Annotated in this window: 8 protein-coding genes; 5 read left to right on the plus strand and 3 right to left on the minus strand. The window is 76.6% G+C overall.

What is annotated here, in order from left to right:
- The first annotated feature begins 197 nt into the window (after nt 1–197).
- Both ACH4OA_RS09145 and ACH4OA_RS09150 read left to right on the plus strand, forming a co-directional pair.
- Complete coding sequence (locus ACH4OA_RS09145; protein ID WP_397936756.1) at nt 198–2,273, plus strand: asparagine synthase-related protein; 2,076 nt, start codon at nt 198–200, stop codon at nt 2,271–2,273.
- Between the two features lie 447 nt (nt 2,274–2,720).
- Nucleotides 2,721–6,038 carry an ATP-binding protein gene (locus tag ACH4OA_RS09150; RefSeq protein ID WP_397968350.1) on the plus strand — a complete coding sequence of 1,106 codons (3,318 nt, stop codon included), beginning with the start codon at nt 2,721–2,723 and terminating at the stop codon, nt 6,036–6,038.
- 7 nt (nt 6,039–6,045) lie between these two features.
- Here the strand turns inward: ACH4OA_RS09150 and ACH4OA_RS09155 are convergent, their stop codons facing one another.
- Both ACH4OA_RS09155 and ACH4OA_RS09160 read right to left on the minus strand, forming a co-directional pair.
- Nucleotides 6,046–8,085, minus strand: coding sequence for a sigma-70 family RNA polymerase sigma factor (locus ACH4OA_RS09155; protein WP_397968352.1), 2,040 nt, complete (start codon nt 8,083–8,085; stop codon nt 6,046–6,048).
- A gap of 323 nt (nt 8,086–8,408) precedes the next feature.
- Nucleotides 8,409–9,200 (minus strand): TetR/AcrR family transcriptional regulator, encoded by a 792-nt coding sequence (locus tag ACH4OA_RS09160; protein ID WP_397936761.1) that lies wholly within the window; start codon nt 9,198–9,200, stop codon nt 8,409–8,411.
- A gap of 384 nt (nt 9,201–9,584) precedes the next feature.
- Here ACH4OA_RS09160 and ACH4OA_RS09165 point away from each other — a divergent pair, with 384 nt between their 5' ends.
- Nucleotides 9,585–10,958, plus strand: coding sequence for an NAD(P)/FAD-dependent oxidoreductase (locus ACH4OA_RS09165; RefSeq protein ID WP_397936763.1), 1,374 nt, complete (start codon nt 9,585–9,587; stop codon nt 10,956–10,958).
- Between the two features lie 130 nt (nt 10,959–11,088).
- Entirely contained in the window at nt 11,089–12,735 is a 1,647-nt protein-coding gene (locus ACH4OA_RS09170) for a SpoIIE family protein phosphatase (protein WP_397936764.1), read from the plus strand.
- Between the two features lie 127 nt (nt 12,736–12,862).
- Here ACH4OA_RS09170 and ACH4OA_RS09175 read toward each other — a convergent pair whose 3' ends face one another.
- Nucleotides 12,863–14,146 carry an MFS transporter gene (locus tag ACH4OA_RS09175; protein WP_397968354.1) on the minus strand — a complete coding sequence of 428 codons (1,284 nt, stop codon included), beginning with the start codon at nt 14,144–14,146 and terminating at the stop codon, nt 12,863–12,865.
- A 110-nt stretch (nt 14,147–14,256) separates the two neighbouring features.
- On the opposite strand from ACH4OA_RS09175, the gene ACH4OA_RS09180 reads away from it, so the two are divergent.
- The gene (locus ACH4OA_RS09180) at nt 14,257–14,805 is read left to right on the plus strand and encodes a MarR family transcriptional regulator (protein ID WP_365883158.1); all 549 of its coding nucleotides are present in this window, start codon (nt 14,257–14,259) and stop codon (nt 14,803–14,805) included.
- The last annotated feature ends 382 nt before the right edge of the window (nt 14,806–15,187 follow it).

Genomic DNA, 15,187 nt, shown 5'->3' on the forward strand with positions numbered 1-15,187 from the left:
TTCGCGCCGCACCGGTCGGCCGCCGCCCCCACCGCACGGCGCCGGCACCCGCCGCCCGCCCGCCGGTCCGCCCGGCCCGCACCACCGGCTCCCCCGGGCGAAGGCGGCGCCACCGCGCCTCCGCGCCGTGCCCTTCATGGCAGCATGGGGTCCGGTTCGTACGGTGCACGGGTGGTCCACAGTCCGCGGAGGCGTCGATGCGGTGGTTGGTGGGGTGGAGCAGCACCGCCGCGCGCGCCGCCGGGCCCGGACCGGCGGGCACGGTCGGGTACGACGGCGAGACCCTGCACCCGGTCGGCTCCCACCTCCTGTGGGGCGACCCGGACCCGCTGTGGGCCGTCGGCGACTGGCGGCCGGACGAGGTGCGCGTGGTGCACGCCGACGCCGGGCACCGGATCGCCGTCCTCGGCATCTGCGGCGCCACCGACGAGGAGCTGCGGCGCGGCCTGTTCACCGCGCGCGGGGGAGCGGTGCGGCACCTGACCACCTGGCCCGGCAGCTACACGGCCGTCGTCCAGGCCGGCCGCCGCGTCACCGTGTGCGGCGATCTGGCGGGCGCCCGGCCGGTGTTCTACACGCCCTGGGCCGGCGGCACCGCCTACGCCACCGCCGCGCTGCCCCTCGCCGACCTCGTCGAGGCCCCGCTCGACTTCACCCACCTCGCCGCCCTGCTCGCCGCCCCGGACGTGCCGGCCGCGCGGCGCGACACCACCCCGTACGAGGGGGTGCGGCGCATTCCGCCGGGGCACGCGCTGGTGCTGCGCGCCGGAGCCCGGGAGGTCGCCGGGTACGAGCCGGTCGCCTCCCTCGCGGTGGCCGCGCCCCCGGCCGACCCCGGCCGCGCCGTGGACGCCGTGCGCGACGCCCTCGTGGAGGCGGTCCGCACCCGGCTGTCGGCCCCCCGGCACGTGCCCGACCTGGATCCCGGGCCGGTGCCCGGCATGGGGCCGGCCGAGCGGCGGGCCGCACGCGGGATGCCCGTCCCCGGCGTCGGCGCCGACCTGTCCGGCGGGCCCGCCTCCGCCACCCTCGCGCTGCTGGCCGCCGGGCTGCCCGGCCGGCCCGGCACGCTCCTCGGCCACGGCACGGGCGCCGGCGAACGCCTCCTCGCCGTCACTTTCAACGACCTGGCCGTGGCCGGCCACGAGGCCGAACTCGAACGTGCCGGCGCCCTCGCCGCGGGGCCCCGGCTGCACCACGTCGTGGTCACCGGCGGCGCGGAGACCCTGCCGTACGCCGACCTCGACGGCCCCCTGACCGACGAACCGGGCCCCTGCCTGGTCCAGGCGGCCCGGCACCGGGCGCGGCTCGCCGCCGGCAGCGCCGACCACTTCACCGGCCACGGCGCCCGCCAGGTCCTGGACGCCCACCCGGCCCGGCTCGCCGACCTCCTGGTGGACCGCCGGCGGCGCCATCTGGTCCGGCCGGTCACCGCGCTCGCCCGCGCCGACGGCTCGGTGCTGGTCCCCGCGCGCGTGTACGGCGCGGCCCGGCGGCTGGCCCGCACCCCGTACCGGGCGGGCCTGGAGGAGCTGGCCGAGCGGCTGATGCGGCGCCGCTTCGACGAGCCCAAGGGCGCGGCCGACGCCTCCCTCGCCGCGCTGACCTGGGCCGCACCCGGGCCCGCCGCCCGGTGGCTGACGGGCGAGGCACTGGCTGAAGTATCGGTTCTCCTCCAGGCGGAGGCCGACCGCTCCGCCAGCGGCGCGCTGCGGCCCGGCGACTACCGCGCCCGTGCGGCCCTCGCCCGGCACGCCGCCGACCTCCGCGTCCTGGAGCAGGCCGCGGAGATCCGCTCCCAGCGTCTGCACGCGCCCTTCCTCGACAATCAGGTCGTCCGCGCCTGCCGTGACCTGCCCGAGGCCCTGCGCGTCCGGCCCGGCGCCCGCGCGGCCATCCTCCGCACGGTCCTGGAGGGCGCCGGCGTCACCGACCTCCCGGCCGGCTGGGGCGCTCCTTCCCAGGCCTCCACGGCGGCCGCCGCGCGCGCGGGCCTGCGGGCCGCGGCCGATCCCCTGCTGGACCTCTTCGCCACCCCGCTGCTGGCCGACGCCGGGCTGGTGGAGGCACGGGTCGTCCGCGACGCCCTGCGGGCCGGCGCGGCGGGCGAACCGCTCGCCCTGGACGGCCTGGCCGACCTCGTCTCCCTCGAAGTGTGGCTCCGCCGCCTCCTCGCCCGCCGGGGCACCTGCTGGACCGGCACCCCCGCCCGCTCCCGCGCGGTCCCGTCGGGGATCCAGCCACGGCGCAGCGCGCTCACACCGGGGGGCTGAGGAGGCCGGTCCGGGCAGTCCGGGGCCGGTCCGGTTCGGTTCCGCACGTGAGTGCGCGGAGGCCGGTCCGGTCCGGTTCGGGTTGGCCGTGCATGCGCGGGGGCCGCGCCGGTCCGGTCCGGGTTGGCCGTGCATGCGCGGAGGCCGGTCCGGTCCGGTCCGGGTTGGCCGTGGATGCGCGGGGGCCGGTCCGGTCCGGTTCGGGTTGGCCGTGGGTGCGCGGGGGTCGGTCCGGTCCGGGTTCGCCGTGGTGCGCAGGCCGCGCCGGTCAGGGCTGACCGTCGGTCCGTAGCCCCCTGCGGGCCGTCCGGTCGTGCTCGCCGTGCGTCCGCACAGGCCCGTCCGGGGCGTCCGCGACGGCGGGGGCGCCGCGCCGCCGCCGAAACCCCCGTGCCCCGGGTCCGCGTCCCCCGCCACAATGTCCGGGTGCGGTACGGAATCCTGGGCGTGACCCAAGCAGCGGACGACCAGGGCACACCCGTACCCGTCGGCGGCCCGCGGCTGCGCGCGCTCCTCGCCGCCCTCGCCCTGCGCCCCGGCCGCACCAGCACCCCCGCCTCCCTCGTCGACGAGATCTGGGCGGACATCCCGCCGCAGGACGCCCCCGCCGCCCTCCAGGCCCTCGTCGGCCGTCTGCGCCGCGCCCTCGGCCGGACCGCCGTCACCTCCACCCCGGGCGGCTACCGCCTGGAAGCCACCGAGGACGACGTGGACCTCCACGTCTTCGAACGGCTCACCCGCACCGGCACCGCCGCCCTCGCCGCCGGCGACCCGGCCACCGCCCACCGCACCCTCACCGAGGCGCTGTCCCTCTGGTACGGCCCGGCCCTCGCCGACCTCCCCGACCGCACCGCCGCCACCCGCGCCGAGGCCCTGCGCCTGGAGGCGGTCCGCGCCCGCGCCGCCGCCGCCCTCGGCCTGGGCCGCGCCCGGGAGGCCGTACCGGAGCTGCGGGAGCTGACCGCCGCCCACCCGTACGACGAGTCCCTGCACGTGCTGCTCATCCGGGCCCTGCGCGACACGGGCCGCCCGGCCGACGCCCTCGCCGCCTACGAGTCCGCCCGCCGCACCCTCGCCGACACCCTCGGCACCGACCCCGGCCGGGAACTGAGGGACCTGCACGCGTCGTTGCTGACACAGCGGGACCCCGCCGCCCCGACTCCCCCGGGGACACAGCACCCACAGATGCCGCCCGCCGCCCGGCCTCCCGGGCGCACCGGCAACCTCCGTCCCCGTCTGACGTCCTTCGTCGGCCGGGAACCCGAACTGGAGGCCATCCGCGCCGACCTGCACCGGGCCCGCCTGGTCACGCTCACCGGACCGGGCGGCTCCGGGAAGACCCGCCTCGCCGAGGAGGCCGCCGCGGCCCACCCCTCGGCCTGGCTGGTCGAACTGGCCCCGCTCGACCGGCCGGAGGCGGTACCCGGCGCGGTGGTCAGCGCGCTCGGCCTGCGCGAGACCGTGCTGCTGACCAACGAGCTGGGCACCCCGCAGGCCGACCCCACGGCCCTGCTGGTCGAGTACTGCGCCCCGCGCAGCGCCCTCCTGGTCCTCGACAACTGCGAACACGTCATCGCCGCGGCCGCCGGCCTCGCCGAGACCCTCCTCACCCGGTGCCCCGGGCTCACGGTCCTCGCGACCAGCCGGGAACCCCTCGGCGTCCCCGGGGAGTCGGTGCGCCCGGTGGAGCCGCTCGTCCCCGAGCAGGCGCACCGCCTCTTCGCCGAGCGCGCGCGTGCCGTCCGCCCCGACGCCGGCGCGGTGCTCGCCGACACGGAGGCCGTCGCGGAGATCTGCCGCCGGCTGGACGGACTGCCGCTCGCCATCGAGCTGGCCGCGGCCCGGCTCAGGCTGCTGACCCCCCGGCAGATCGCCGACCGCCTGGACGACCGCTTCCGCCTGCTCACCTCCGGCAGCCGCACGGTCCTGCCCCGCCAGCAGACCCTGCGCGCGGTCGTCGACTGGTCCTGGGACCTGCTGGACGAGGGCGAGCGGACGGTGCTGCGCGAGGTCTCGGTGTTCGCCGGCGGCTGGGACCTCGCGGCGGCCGAGGCCGTCTGCACCGGCCCCGTGGCGGACCTGGTCGGCGCGCTGGTCGACAAGTCCCTCGTGGTCGCCGCCCCGACCGGCCCGGCCGGCACCGGCATGCGTTACCGCATGCTGGAGACCATCCACGAGTACGCCACCGAGCGCGCGGCCGAGGTCCCCGGACTGCGCGCGGCGGCCGAGCGGCGCCACCGCGCGTGGGTGCGCGCGCTGGTGGAGGAGGCCGAGCCGCAGCTCCGGTCGGCCGCCCAACTGCCGTGGTTCTCCCGCCTGGAGACCGAGCTGGACAACGTCCGTGCCGCCCTGGACCGCGCGGTCCGCGCGGGTGACGAGGCGGAGGCGGGCGCCGTCGTCCTGGCCATCGGCTGGTTCTGGTGGCTGCGCAGCCACCGCCGGGAGGCGGTCGGCTGGGTGCGGCTGGTGCTCCGTCTGGGCGCCGCCCTGGACACCCTGCCCGTCGGCGCGCCGGCGGGCGACCTGGCGGCCCGGGTGGCGGCCGCCGACCCGGTGGGCGCCTTCCTCGCCGACCCCGCGGGCGCGGCCCGGCACCCGCTGGCCGCGCTGCGGATGGACCTGCGCATGCTCGACCTGTTCCTGACCTCCGAGACGGACGCCGGCCACCTCGCGGGCGGGGACCAGGTCCCGGAGTACGTCGCGCGGGTGCGGGCCGCCTACGAGTGCGGCGGTCCCCGGGCCGCCCGGCTCCCGGGCATCGTCTGGCCGCTGACCGCCTACTACCTGGGCGGCCCGGCCGACATCCGCCCGGTCATGACCGAGTCCGTCGCCAACGCCCGCAGGTACGGCGGCGACTGGGAGGTCGCGGTCACCCTGATGTACCGCGCCCACGTGACCGTCGACTCGCCGGGCAACCTCCGGGGCGTGGACGAGGACCTGGCCGAGCTGCGCGTCCTCGGCCGGCGGGTCGGCGACCGCTGGGTGCGGGCCCAGGTGTGCGGCGCGGCCGGCGAGGCGGCCATGGCGCGCGGCCGGTTCGACGAGGCACGCGGCGAGTACGAGGAGGCGCTGCGCCTGGCCTGCGAGGTGGGCGCGGACGCCGAGGCGCCGTTCCTGCTGGCCCGGCTCGCCGAGATCTCCTACCGCTCCGGCGACCGGGACGGCGCGCTGGCCGTCCTGGACGAGGCGGAGGCGACCGCCGACCGGCACGCGGTGCCCGAGTCACGGGCCTTCGCGCTGCTGCTGCGCGCCCACATCGCCCTGTACGACGGACGGACCGTCGAGGCCCGCGAGCTGTACGAGGCGACCCTCGTCCAGCTCCGGGACGCCGCGCCGCCGCCGCAGTTCGTGGCGGCCCAGCGCACGGTGGAGGGCCTGCTGCTGGCCGCCGAGTCGGGCCCGGCGCACGGGCTGCCGGTCCTGGCCGCGGCGCTGCGCGAGGCCGTGGAGCAGCGGTGCGCCGAGTCGATCACGGCCGGGCTGGCGGACACCGCGGCCGGACTGCTCGCCCGGCTCGGCGATCTGCCGGGCGCGGTACGGCTGTTCGCCGCCGCGGACCGGTGGCGCGACGGCCGCCCGCGGCCCGAACCCGAGCGCGGCGAGGTGGCCCGGACCCGGGCCGAGGCCCGCGCGGCGCTCTCCGCCGGCCGGTACGACGCCGAGCGCGCCCGGGGCGCCTCGCTCGGCGTGTTGGACGTGCTGCGCGAGCTGAGCGCCACGGCGGCCGCCGCGACCGCCCGGCAGGGCGCGCCCGGGAACGGGTGATCCGGGGTTACCGGCAGGTGAGGCGGGAGTGCGCCCAGTCCGCCGGCACGACCCGGCCGAAGGCGCCGCCGTGCGGCTCCACCACGAGCCGTACGGTGGTGCGCCCGGTGAGGTCCACATGGACGGGGACGGCCGGCTCGCGCCCCTTGACCGGAGCGGACCGCCACAGCGGGACCCCGTCGGCGTAGACGGCGAAGGAGACCTCGCCGCGGCCCAGGGCCATGTCGTCCACCCCGGCCAGGGCGTCGTACGCGGCGCACGGCCGGTTCAGGGCGATGGTGACGGAGGACTCGCCGGACACGGTGATGCCGCGCGTGTACGCCGTACCGTCGATCGACATGCCGTACCGCTGCCACACCCAGCCGCTCTCGCCCAGTCGGATCTCGGGCTCGGTGCCGTCGCCGGTGACGTCGTAGCGCAGCTCGCTCAGCTCGTAGACGGTGGACGCGGGCGCCGGGGTGGGCGTCGGGGTCGGGGTCGGGGTCGGGACGGGCGTCGGGGGCGGCTTGGGCGTGGGCTTCGGCCTGGGGGCGGGCTCCGCTGGGGGCCTCGGGGTCGGGGTCGGTGTGGGCGTCGGGGTGGGCGCGGGCGTGGCTGTCCGGGCCGGCGTCCGGGGCGATGTCGGGGCCGGTGTCCGGGTCGGCGCCGGGGCCGGGCCGGGAGCGCGGTCCACCGGCTTGGGCGAGGGGCTCGGCAGGGGCTTCGCCGGTGCGGGCGGCGGGGCCTCGGACCGTACGACCGGTGAGGACGGCGCCGGCCCGGCGGCCACCCGCGCCGGCCGGCCGTCGTCCACCAGGGCCAGCGCGACCGCTGCGGCGGCCACCGCGACCACCCCGGCCGCGATCCCGGCCTTCACCGGCGCCCCCAGCCCCTGCCGGACCGCGGCCCCGCCCGCCCCGCCGGACGAGCCGGCGGCCCCGGCGGCGGCCCCCGCCCCGGCGCCGCCGGCCACGATCCCGAGCGCCTTGGCGTATCCCGCGGCCCCGAACCAGCCGATGACCGCGACCGGTACGACGGCGGGGATGCCGTTCGCGACCTCCTCGAGCTGCGCCGCCGCCAGCCGGCACCGGGCGCACTGCGCGAGGTGCTCGCGCAGGCCCCGCTCGGCCCGGACGCGCAGCTTGCGGCGGGCGTAGCCGCCGAGCCGGTCGGCGTAGCGGGCGCACTCCTCGTCGGCGGTGAGGGCGGCGCTGACGTGCGCCTGGAGATAGGCCTGCCGGAGCCCTTCGCGCGCGCGGCTGGCGAGCACCCGGGTGCCGTTGGCGTCCAGCCCGAACAGGACGGCCACCTCGCTCGGCGACTCGTCCTCCACCTCGGTGTGCCACAGCACGGCCTGCCAGCGCTCGGGCAGGGAGCGGAAGGCCCGCGCGGCCATGGACTGCTCGGCCGCGTGCAGGGCGCGCGCGTCGGCGCCGAGACCGAGCGTGCCGTCGCCGGACGTCTCCGCGGCCCGCGCGGCCTGTCCGGCGAACAGGGCGAAGTCGTCGACGAGCTGCTCACGCCGGGCCGACCGGGCCCAGTGCGCGGCGACGCGCCGTACGGAGGTCAGCAGATAGGCCCGTACGGCGTGCTCGGGCCCCGCACCGCCGCGCACCGCCTGGAGCATCGCCGCGAACACCTCGGCGGTGAGGTCGTCGGCGGTGTGGCCGTCGCGGCAGCAGGTCCGCGCGTACCGCCGCACCGCGCCGGCGTGCCGCCGGTACAGCTCCTCGTAGGCGGAGTCGTCCCCGGCGCGCATCCGTTCGATCAGCTCGCCGTCGCCGGGCGGTGTCCGCCGGGAGGCCGGCGGCACCCCGCCCGCGCGCTGCGCGGGCACGCTCCCGCCCCGGGACCCGCCGGACCCACCCGCCGTGCCGGGCCGGTCCGTTGTGCCGGGCCTGTCCGGGGGCGCGGACCGGCCCGGGGGCGCGGACTGGCCCGGGGGCGCGGACTGGCCCGGGGACGCGGGCCGACCGCCCTGTTCCGGTACGTACGGCGCGGCCGGCCCGTGCGTGCCCGCGTCCGCCCCGTCGTTCACGCCCGACCCGTCCCGCCCGTCAGCGCCCATCGCGGAAAGCCCCCGGCCCCGGCCCAGCCCCATCCGTCACCGGTTCAGCGTGCCACAGCCCTCTCCCTCCGAGGCGCCCCGCGCACATCTCGTCCGTTCATCCGAGCGGAACTCCTCCGCGCGCGCTCGAACACGGGCCGGACAGCCGTCCGTCCGGGCGCCCGGACGGACCGCCCGAGGGTCCACGGGTCCCGCGAAGGGCCGCCCGCGCCACCCGGCCGTGACAGCCGCTCGGGTGGCGCGGGCGGGAAGCGGAACCGGCCGCCGGAAGCGGGGGCCGAGCCCCGGAGCGAGGCCGGAAACGATCCCGTGGCCGGGCCGCGTCAGACCGGCCGCGACCGCAGTCCCTCCAGCAGGATGTCCAGCAGCCGCGAGGAGGCCGCCGCCTGCTGCGCCGCGTCCGGCAGGGACGGCGCCGCCGTGGCGATCACCAGCAGCACGTCCCCCACCGACACGTCCGGCCGCAGCGCGCCCGCCGAACGGGCCCGCTCCACCAGCTGCCCGACCACGTCGAGCAGGGCACCGGCCCCGGCGTCGTCGTCCGCCGCCGGAGCCTCCGCCACGAGCCGCAGCTCGACGCCGACCGGCTGCACCCGCTGCTGGGGCACCCGGGTGTCCGCGAGGACACCGACCGCGCCCACGGCGGGGAACGCCCCGGCGGGGCCCTCCTCGCCCGGCGCGGCGGAACCGACCCGCAGCACCTGCGGCGGCAGCAGCCGCCCGGCGCCCGAGGCGACGGACGTCCGCAGGAACCGCGACAGCGCCGACCACGGCTCGTCCTCCTGTCCGAGCGCCGCCCGGGCCTGCTCGGTCAGCCGTGCCGTCTCCTCCTCCGCGATCCGCCGGACCAGCACGTCCTTGCTGGGGAAGCGCCGGTACACCGTGCCCACCCCGACCCGGGCGCGCCGCGCCACGTCCTCCATCGGCGCGCCGTACCCCAGCTCGCCGAACACCTCACGCGCCGCACGCAGCACGTGTTCCAGATTGCGCTGTGCGTCCACTCGCAGCGGAGTCGTCCGCGCCCCGTCAGCGCGTCCGGCACCCGCCGTGCTCATCGATGTGCCACCGGGCGCGACGACGGTCGCGGATGCCCAATGCGTCTCCTGAACATGCATGTATTCCCCCGGTAATGTCGTCTCCCCCCGGAGACTCTCCCCGCCACTGAACCCGAGGTGCGCGAAAGCCGGCATCGGCCTCGACCGGAACCGCCCGTCGCGGGCCCGTTCGACCACATTCCCTACACCTCGTCGACACACGAACATAGTTGAGACGAAGTCAATTCAGAAGGGGCAGGTTCCGTACAGTGCGCCCCCCGATCGGAGTACGCGGCGCGTGCGTCCGGTTTCCCTGCCTTCCCCTTCTCCCGACCGGCCCCGCTGACCTGCCCCCTTTCGTCCCGCGGTGACATCGCGGCGGGCTGTGCGCCCAGCCGGCCGCCCGTCACACACCTTGCCGGGCCTGTGGACAAACAACAGCGCCGGGTGCGTCATGGGAGGGTGATGGAACGTGCGCGCATTCTCGTTGTCGGCGGTGGCTACGTCGGGATGTACACGGCCCTGCGCCTCCAGCGGAAGCTGAAGGCCGAGCTGAGGAGAGGCGAGGTCGACATCACGGTCGTCAGTCCCGACCCCTACATGACGTACCAGCCGTTCCTTCCCGAGGCCGCCGCGGGCTCGATCTCCCCGCGCCACGTCGTCGTACCGCTGCGCCGGGTCCTGGACCACTGTCACGTCGTCGTCGGCGAGGTCACCTCCATCGACCACGACGCGCGCACCGCCGCCGTCACCACCCTCGCCACCGCCGAGGAGGGCAGGTCCGCCCGGCTCCTCGGCTACGACGAACTGGTGCTCGCCCCCGGCTCGGTCTCCCGCGCCCTGCCCATCCCCGGGCTCGCCGAGTACGGCATCGGCTTCAAGACCGTCGAGGAGGCCATCGGCCTGCGCAACCACGTCATCGAGCAGCTGGACATCGCCTCCTCCACCCGCGACCCCGCGCTCCGCGACGCCGCGCTCACCTTCGTCTTCGTCGGCGGCGGCTACGCGGGCGTGGAGGCGCTCGGCGAACTGGAGGACATGGCCCGCTACGCCGCGCGCTACTACCACAACCTCCGCCCCGAGGACATGAAGTGGGTCCTCGTGGAGGCCACCGACCGCGTCCTGCCGGAGGTCGGCCCGGAGCTGGGCCGCTACACCGTCACCCAGCTGCGCCGCCGCAACATCCAGGTGCTGCTGGACACCCGCCTGGAGTCCTGCGCCGGCCGGGTCGCCGTGCTCAGCGACGGCCAGCGCTTCCCGACCCGTACGGTGGTGTGGACGGCCGGCGTCACCCCGCATCCGCTGATCGCCGCCACCGGGCTGCCGCGCACCGGCCGCGGCCGGCTGCGCTGCACCGCCCAGCTCACCGTCGACGGCACCGAGCACGCCTGGGCCGCCGGCGACGCCGCCGCCGTACCCGACGTCACGGCCGCCGCACCCGGCGCCGAGACCGCGCCCAACGCCCAGCACGCGGTCCGCCAGGCCCGGGTCCTCGGCGACAACATCGCCCACGCGCTGCGCGGCGAGCCCCTGGAGACCTACGCGCACCGGTACGCCGGCTCCGTCGCCTCCCTCGGCCTGCACCAGGGCGTCGCCCAGGTCTACGGACGCCGGCTCCGGGGCTACCCGGCCTGGGTCCTCCACCGCGCGTACCACCTCAGCCGGGTGCCCACCGTCAACCGCAAGGCCCGGGTGCTCGCCGAATGGACCCTCGCCGGGCTCTTCCGGCGGGAGATCGTCTCGCTCGGCTCACTCGAACACCCCCGCGCGGAGTTCGAACTGGCGGCCGGGGGAAAGTCTCCCCACGACCCCTCCGCAGACCCGAAGGGGTCGTCCTGACCGGGCCCGGGAACTCCGCGGGGCACCGGGGCGTCTGACGGATGTCGCCGCGTCCCGCTCCCTGCCAGACTGCCCACGTCCTCGGACGGGTCCCCCGCCCGCCCACCGCACCCACGAGGCCTTTCCCACAGTGAACTTCACGCGCTGGAGCGCCCGGCTCCCCGGTACGCAGCGCCGCGCCGCCGCGCGGTCCGAGACGGCTGTCTCCCCGGACCGGCGGAAAGAAGGCTCCGTGCCCGCGGCCCGCGCCGTACGGACCGCCGACGGCACCCACCCGGTCCCCGCCGTCGACGAACTGCCCGCGCGTGACGTGCTGGACCGCGTCCCGGCCCTCGTCGCCCTCGTCCACGGCTCCGACCACCGCGTCGCCTACGTCAACGACGCCTACACCACGGCCTTCGGCCCCCGCCCCGCCGGCGGGCCCGCCCGCGACGCCCTGCCCGAACTCACCGCGCTGGGCCTGCTCCCGCTGCTCGACCAGGTGCTGCGCAGCGGGAGGTCCCGCACCCTGAAGTCCCGCAAGGCCCCGGACGGCCGCTCGTACACCTTCACTTGCACCCCCGTCCCCGAGGGCGGCGACCGCGACGCGGGCGTGCTCGTCTTCGCCACCGACGTCACCGACCACGCCGAGGCCGCCGAGCGCCTGCGCGCCAGCGAGCGCCGCCAGCGCGAGACGGCCGTCACCCTCCAGCGCTCCCTGCTCCCGCAGGAGCTGGAGCAGCCCGACGACCTGCGCATCGCCGCCACCTACCACCCCGGCGGCACCGAGGCCGCGGTCGGCGGCGACTGGTACGACGTGATCACCCTCGGCGGCGGCCGGACCGCCCTGGTCATCGGGGACGTCATGGGCCGCGGTGTGCGGGCCGCCGCCGTCATGGGCCAGCTCCGCACCGCCGTCCGCGCCTACGCCCGCCTCGACCTGCCCCCGCACGAGGTGCTCCAGTTGCTCGACGGCCTCGCCGCCGAGATCGACGCCAACCAGATCGCCACCTGCGTCTACGCCGTCCACGACCCGAACGAGGGCCGGCTGGTGTACGCCTCCGCCGGCCATCTGCCGATCCTGGTCCGCGACGAGAACGGCACGGTCTCGCGCACCGACGAACCCACCGGCCCGCCGCTCGGCACCGGCGGCTGGATCCACTCCTCCGGCAGCATCGCCCTCGGCCCCGGCGCCACGGCCGTCCTCTACACCGACGGCCTGGTGGAGCGCCGTGACGCGGACCTGGACGAGGGCATCGCCGCGCTCGAAGGCGCCCTGGCCGGCGCCACCGGCACCCCGCAGGTCGTCTGCGACCGCCTGGTCCGCTCGGCCGGCGTCACCGCCGACCACGACGACGACGTGGCCGTCCTCGTCCTCCAGCACCCGGCGCGCACGGGCCCGGACGGCGACCTCTTCCGCAACGCGGCCCTGGAACTCCTCGGCGGGGTCGAGGCGGCACCCCGGGCACGGGCCTTCGCCTCCGGCGTGCTGACGAGCTGGCGCTTCCCGGCCGAACTGCACGACCTCGGGGTGCTCGCCGCCAGCGAGCTGGTCGCCAACTCCCTCCAGCACGGCACCCCGCCCATGCGGCTGCGGCTGCGCCGCACCGACCGCCGGCTGATCGTCGAGGTCACGGACGGCGACGACCACCTGCCGCGCCGCCGGCGCGCGGAACCGGGCGACGAGTCCGGCCGGGGCATCGCCATCGTGGCGACGATCGCCACCGGCTGGGGCAGCCGCCGCACCCCGGGCGGCGGCAAGGCGGTGTGGTGCGAGTTCGCGCTGCCGCGGAGGTAGCGCCGCAGGGGCGACACCGCGGGGACAAACGCCGCAGGGGTACGCCACAGGGGTGCGGGCCGGCTTCCGGGCACGGGTGGTCCGTGCCCGGCCGCGCGGTCGCCCGCACCCCTGGGCTGGCGGCCGGCTAGGCGGCCAGTGTCTCCGCCGGGGCCCCGCCCCGGGCGACCACCCGGCTGCCCGCGGCGGCCCACGGCTGGTCCTGCGCCACGGTCAGCCCGCGGCCGAGCCGCAGCGCCAGCGCGGTGATGCCCAGCGAGACCAGCAGGAACGCCACGACGTACGGCCCGGGCAGCGAAGCGCCCAGCGGACCGCCCACCGCCGGACCGATCGCCAACGCGAGCTGCTTGACCAGCGCGAACGCCGAGTTGTACTGCCCGGCCATGCCCTCCGGCGCCAGATCGGCGACCAACGGCGCGAGCGTCGGCGACAGCATCGCCTCGCCCAGCCCGAACAGCGCGTACGTCGACACGAACGCGGCCGTGGCCATCTCCTGGCTGCCGTGGCCCAGCCCCGCGTACCCGGCGGCCAGCCAGGCCACGGCCCAGATCAGGCCGACCGAGGCGATCACGCGGGACCGCCGGCGCCGCTCCACCAGCTTCAGCACGGCGAACTGGGCGACCACGATCATCAGCGTGTTCGCGGCCAGCGCCGTACCCAGCGCGGACGTGGAGATCCCGGCCGCCTCCACCCCGTAGGCGCTCAGACCCGACTCGAACTGGCCGTAACAGGCGAAGAAGAGCACGAAGCCCAGCACGCACAGCTGCACCATCGCCCGGTTCCCGAGCAGCTGCCGCCAGCCGCCCTTCGCCGACGCGGCGGGCGCGTCCTCCATGCGCGGCGAGTGCGGCATGCGCACCGTCGCCAGCACCGCCACCAGCAGCAGGAACATCGCCGCCTCGATCGCGAACAGCAGCGTGAACGAGGACACGCGCGTGGTGTCGACCAGATGGCCGCCGATGAGGCCGCCCACACCGAGCCCCAGGTTCTGCAGGAAGAACTGGGTCGCGAACGCGCGCGAGCGCGTGTCCGCCGAGGAGCAGTCCACGATCATCGTCGCCAGCGCCGGCTGCATCACGGCCTGACCGGCACCGAGCGCCGCCGCGGACACCAGCACGGCCGTGGCGCTGCCCGCCAGGCCGAGGCTCAGCGCGCCCAGCGCGGCCGTCACCAGAGCGGCGAGCAGGACCGGCAGCGGGCCGCGCCGCACGATCGCCCGGCCGGCGAACGGCAGCACGATCAGCGCGGCCACGGCGAAGACGGCGAGCACGAGTCCCGCCGTCATGGCTCCCAGCTCCCGCACCTGCGCCACATAGACGTACAGGTACGGGACGGTGAAACCGAGCCCGAACGCGCTGAGTGCGTTGCCCACGTGGATCCGGCGCATCGCCGCGCCCCTCGCCCTGGTCACGTTCACCTCTCTCACTAGTTAGACCTGAAGACTTCGAAGCTAAAGTTCGAAGCTAAAGAGTACACAGTGAAGGACTTCAAGGCAAAGGGGCCGCGTGCCATACTGCGCCCATGGCCGACACCCGCGGCGTCACCGAGCCGACACTCGAAGAACAGATCGCCGCCTACCAGCGCGAGTTCCAGGACCTGGACCCCCAGGTCGAGAAGATCGTGTCGGCGCTGTCCCGGCTGAACCGCCGGATGAACGTCGCGTACGGCCGCCAGACCGCCGCCCTCGGCATCAGCAACGCCGAGTGGGAAGTGCTCAAGGCGCTCGTCCTGTCCGGCGCGCCCTACCGCATGGGCCCGAGCGACCTGGCCAAGCGGCTCGGCCTCACCCCGGCCGCGATGACCCACCGGATCGACCGCATGGTCGCCGAGGGTCTGGTCACCCGGGAGCGGGACGAGTCCAACCGCGTCCGGGTCATCGTGGAGCTGACGCCCGAGGGCCGCGAGAAGTGGCTGGAGGCCATGCGCCTGGCGACGGTGTTCGAGGGGGACCTGCTCCAGGACCTCACGCCCGCCGAGCGCGCGGTGCTCGGCGAGGTGCTGACCCGGCTCCTGCGCCGGGTGGAGCACGCGCAGCCGGACGCCGGCGGCCGGCTCAGCGACCTGGACTGAGACGCCGCAAAAGATGTTGACAGGGTGGGTTGACACCCCCTGGTGCGGTCCGTAAAGTTCTTCGGGTTGCCGCGGAGCCGTAACGGTTCTCCGACAGCACCTCCGCCGCCTCGAGCGGCACCCCTCACACCTTCAGTGCGATCTCCCGAACGGGTTGCTTTCGGCGTGCCGGAATTCAATTCGAATAGGGACTCGGCGGCCCGATTGGGAATCGCCGGGCGGATCCGCTAAGGTTTGAGACGTCGGAAGGGCCAACGGCCCGGAAGACAAACCCCCCTGACTGGGAGTCAGACGCCGAAAGGATCTGATAGAGTCGGAACCGCCGGAAAGGGAAACGCGGAAGCGGGAACCTGGAAAGCACCGAGGAAATCGGATCGGAAAA

This window comes from Streptomyces sp. NPDC017095 (assembly GCF_044332325.1).
Classification (GTDB): domain Bacteria; phylum Actinomycetota; class Actinomycetes; order Streptomycetales; family Streptomycetaceae; genus Streptomyces.

Coding starts and splice junctions, on each gene's coding strand:
- ACH4OA_RS09155 (WP_397968352.1), bottom strand. CDS start 8,085: ATGGGCGCTGACGGGCGGGACGGGTCGGGCGTGAACGACGGGGCGGAC.
- ACH4OA_RS09165 (WP_397936763.1), top strand. CDS start 9,585: ATGGAACGTGCGCGCATTCTCGTTGTCGGCGGTGGCTACGTCGGGATG.
- ACH4OA_RS09180 (WP_365883158.1), top strand. CDS start 14,257: ATGGCCGACACCCGCGGCGTCACCGAGCCGACACTCGAAGAACAGATC.
- ACH4OA_RS09145 (WP_397936756.1), top strand. CDS start 198: ATGCGGTGGTTGGTGGGGTGGAGCAGCACCGCCGCGCGCGCCGCCGGG.
- ACH4OA_RS09160 (WP_397936761.1), bottom strand. CDS start 9,200: ATGCATGTTCAGGAGACGCATTGGGCATCCGCGACCGTCGTCGCGCCC.